The 2197-nt window shown below is 39.6% G+C and carries 2 protein-coding genes; one reads left to right on the top strand and one right to left on the bottom strand.

The window, feature by feature from the left end; all coding sequences use genetic code 11:
• Window positions 1-218 precede the first annotated feature (218 nt).
• Window positions 219-1163, top strand: a complete 945-nt coding sequence (locus tag T357_RS20695; RefSeq protein ID WP_031555890.1) for an SGNH/GDSL hydrolase family protein — start codon at window positions 219-221, stop codon at window positions 1161-1163.
• A 254-nt stretch (window positions 1164-1417) separates the two neighbouring features.
• Here T357_RS20695 and T357_RS0118355 read toward each other — a convergent pair.
• Window positions 1418-2197 (bottom strand): PstS family phosphate ABC transporter substrate-binding protein (locus T357_RS0118355; RefSeq protein WP_031555886.1); only part of this gene is annotated, 780 nt, incomplete at its 5' end.

The raw sequence follows: 2197 nt of genomic DNA, 5'->3' as shown, positions 1-2197 counted from the left end.
GAAAATGCCGGTCGTTTTACCTGGAATACTGAAAATACTACAGATGGAATTACGGATCCGGAAAGGGTAAGTGAGAAAAGCCCGGAGGATGTTCTGAAAATGTTGTTTGCAGAATGAGAAAAATATGCATAGTAGATATTTGAAATATAATGAAGCATAAATCGATATTTGGGAAACCAAGCAGGGCATTCATCTTGGCTTTAAGGAGAAATGTTATTATGAAAAAGATAATGATACCCGCGGTATTGTTGGTTACCGCATTAACTATAACACCTGTTTTTTCTTCATGCGCAGATACATTGACGGACCATGAACTGACCATCGGTACATACCCGACAGTTCCGGTTGCTAACGATATTTTACAGAATGAAATTCTAGCCAACTTCGGTTCGCCTGATATGTCACAAACTGCTTTTGGTCCGACAGGAACATCAGAAGATACGAAAACAGAAGAAGAACTTATTATGGAACAGCAGAACAAAGCCTGGCTTGAAGAACAAGAACGGCTTCAGGCCGAAGCTCTTCATGCCCTTCAAATAGGGGAATTTTACAAGGATTCTGTTCTTATAGGAGATTCAGTAGCCGAGGGCTTTTCCTTATACGCTGAAAGAAATGCTACATCTCCCATATTTCAAAATCTTAAGTTCCTTACCAGGGTTAGTTACTCGGTCCATAATGCCTTCATGGCGATTTCAGGTAAATCAAAACACCCCATATATCAAGGGGAGCAAATGTATGCCTGGGATTCTCTGAAGCTAATGGGAGCAAAACACATTTATACTTTCTTTGGACTTAATGACCTTTGGGCTGGTGCAGACAACACAGTAGCAAAGTATATTCAGTATATTGCAAGAATACAGCAGGAGATTCCTGATATAAAGATTACTATTGTAAGTACAACACCTATGTATAAAAGTGCTAAAGAGGAATTTACCAATGCCACTATCCTTGAATTTAATAAAAAGATGTCGGCATTGGCAGCAGAAAACGGATGGGGATATCTGGATGTAGCTTCAAGACTCTATGACAGTGACGGAAATCTTGCACAACAGTATTGCAGTGACCATGGTGTTCACCAAACTTTCGCCGCCTACAGACTTTGGCAGGCTGCCTTTGAGGAATATGCTGAGGCGCATCTTGAAGATACACAGTCGGATACTTAAGACAGTCTGTTCTTTAGGAATATGGAACAAAGATAAAGAATGCAGACTATGGTGTGTTCCTTTGCATTTCAGATGATTTGGAAGCTATTAGTGATTACTATACTGTGGCTATTGATGTACAGTGTTTTTTTAAGGAAGATACAGGAAGAGTTCCAAAAAAGGTGCGGAGCCTTGAAATGCAGGGACCTTAAAGCTATAACAGACGGAAAAGCTTTATGTCCCTGCGAGGACTGTGTCAGAAATGCAGTGATGATTTATGGCGAGTTTATGGGAATATAACCACATCCTTCTATAAGTTTTTGTCCTTCCGGAGACAGAATCCAGTCCACAAGTTTTTTAATATTTGGATTAGGATTGTCTTTTCGGTAGGCTACATAGAAACTTGATGTAAGAGGATATAAGCCATTTTGAATGTTCGTTTCATCTGGATATATGCCGTTTACAGAAAGCATCTTAACATTATCATTTGCCACCATTCCTGAAAGATAATAGCGGAATGAATAACCTATGGAGGCGCCGAATACAGCAAATATACTGCGGCTCTTAATCATATCGTTTTCCATGAATTTTTCCATCATGGTCTGGCTTCCGGAATTTTTAATTCTTAGAAGCGGGTTAATGGTTCTGTTTGGACCGCCTACTTCTTTCCAGTTTGTTATATTACCCCTGTAGATCAATCTTATCTCATCAATGGTAAGACTTTCTACAGGATTATTTTTATTAACGAAAAAAACAAAAGCCTCAAGTCCAATTGGAATCAGTTCAAGTTCTATTCCTTTTTCTTTTGCTGTTTTCAGCTGATTTTCAGACGGGTGTGCTGTGAAAAAGAGATCAACGGATCCGTCTAAAAGAGCATCGAATCCACGGATAGTGTTTTGGTATTGCATGACACTATCTTCAGCAAAATTCTCGCCGTACTTGTTATCATCTGAAAAACTTCCGCCTTCATAGGTAACAGATCCTTCAGGATAAACTGAATCTATGACTGAAGCGTACACAGGAACCAGTGCAGCTGCACCATCAAGAACAGGGAG

The organism is Oribacterium sp. FC2011, assembly GCF_000701645.1.
Lineage (GTDB): Bacteria > Bacillota > Clostridia > Lachnospirales > Lachnospiraceae > Oribacterium.
This window is presented reverse-complemented; position numbering and strand designations above follow the sequence as displayed.

Coding starts and splice junctions, on each gene's coding strand:
- T357_RS20695 (WP_031555890.1), top strand. CDS start 219: ATGAAAAAGATAATGATACCCGCGGTATTGTTGGTTACCGCATTAACT.